The sequence below is a fragment of the Streptococcus sp. SGI.013 genome, from assembly GCF_050315295.1.
Lineage (GTDB): Bacteria > Bacillota > Bacilli > Lactobacillales > Streptococcaceae > Streptococcus > Streptococcus porcorum.
In genome coordinates, this window is record NZ_JBNPOS010000072.1 from 1 (window position 1) to 1,316 (window position 1,316).

At 41.3% G+C, this 1,316-nt stretch carries 2 protein-coding genes; both read right to left on the minus strand.

Annotated elements, in window-relative coordinates:
- Positions 1–103: 103 nt before the first annotated feature.
- Entirely contained in the window at positions 104–523 is a 420-nt protein-coding gene (locus ACQRDX_RS09295; protein ID WP_427896609.1) for a RusA family crossover junction endodeoxyribonuclease, read from the minus strand.
- An 88-nt stretch (positions 524–611) separates the two neighbouring features.
- A complete protein-coding gene (ssb, locus tag ACQRDX_RS09300) occupies positions 612–1,073 on the minus strand; it encodes a single-stranded DNA-binding protein (protein WP_427886339.1) in 462 nt (153 codons plus the stop codon).
- Positions 1,074–1,316: the final 243 nt, after the last annotated feature.

The window sequence follows — 1,316 nt, forward strand, 5'->3', positions numbered from 1 at the left end:
TTTAATTCATCCACTTCATGACTTAGATCTCTGATTTTCAACATAGCTGCAAGTAATATGATGAGCCATAAAGTGCCAAAAAACAGTAATGGTTGATAGTCTTTCATTCCATGACCTCCACTTCTACCTCAATTCGTGGCTTGAGGCTGTAAAATTTACCGACATCATGCAAAGCAATCTGACCGTCATCCTTAAAGACTATGCCAGACATACTGTCATACAGAGCCTTTTCGTAGTTATCAACATCAGGCTTTTTTCCTACTGGGATAGTCTCATCTATGAGGGCCTGCTGGTTCTTTTTGACTTTGGAGATATACTGAGGGGGCTTGATGAAAAACCTCACATTCGCCCTCAGTGCTCCCTCAAGAATAGGCTGCCCCATGTAGAGGTTGGCAATAAGCAACCTACAACACTCTCTCCATGATTTCATGCCCTTGTCTTCATAGGTTGTGGTAAAACTCCCACGCCTAGCAAACCTTGGCCGTGATTGTGGTTTTGGTTCAATATTCAAGACTAACTTCATAGAAGTACCCACCAGAATTATTTTGACTAAAAACATAAAAATAAGTTTGTGATGTTGCCATTTGTCTGTCTCCTTTATAAATTATCGTTTAGAAAGGCAGGTCATCATCAGAGATGTCCATAGGGTTTGAGTTACCAAATGGAGACTGATAACCTTGGTTGTTTCCGTTTTGGAAATTACCACTGTTTGAGTTGTTTCCATTTTGGAAAGAGTTGCCCTGGCTCTGTTGCCCACGGCTTTCTAGCATGTGAAACTGATTAGCGACAACCTCAGTCACATAGACACGCTGACCCTGTTGATTTTCGTAGTTCCTAGTTTGGATACTACCTACAATCCCAATCAGAGCACCTTTCTTAGCCCAGTTTGCTAAGTTTTCGGCAGCCTGTCTCCAAATAACTACGTTAATAAAATCAGCCTCACGCTCTCCATTTTCATTTTTTCGGTTGCGATTGACTGCCAAGGTAAAGGTTGCCACTGCCACATTAGAGGGCGTATATCTGAGCTCTGCGTCCTTGGTCAATCTTCCAACCAGTACAACATTGTTAATCATCTGACTTGTCCTTTCCTGCATTGCGTTCACCCAGTAGGAACCCTAGGCATAGCCATAGGAAAGTCCAACCTGCTAATATTACTAATTCAATCACTATTATTCTCCTTTGCATTTGTAACAGACACTTTGGTTAGCGTCTTTTGTCTTTATTGTTGATAGCTCACCACAATTTGCACACTTGATTAGAAAACCCATCCCTTTTGTATCAGTTTCTTGCTGTTTTTCTACTTTGGTTACATCTAC

Excerpts from the sequence above, each read along its gene's own strand:
- ACQRDX_RS09295 (WP_427896609.1), bottom strand. The coding sequence starts at position 523 with ATGAAGTTAGTCTTGAATATTGAACCAAAACCACAATCACGGCCAAGG.
- ssb (WP_427886339.1), bottom strand. The coding sequence starts at position 1,073 with ATGATTAACAATGTTGTACTGGTTGGAAGATTGACCAAGGACGCAGAG.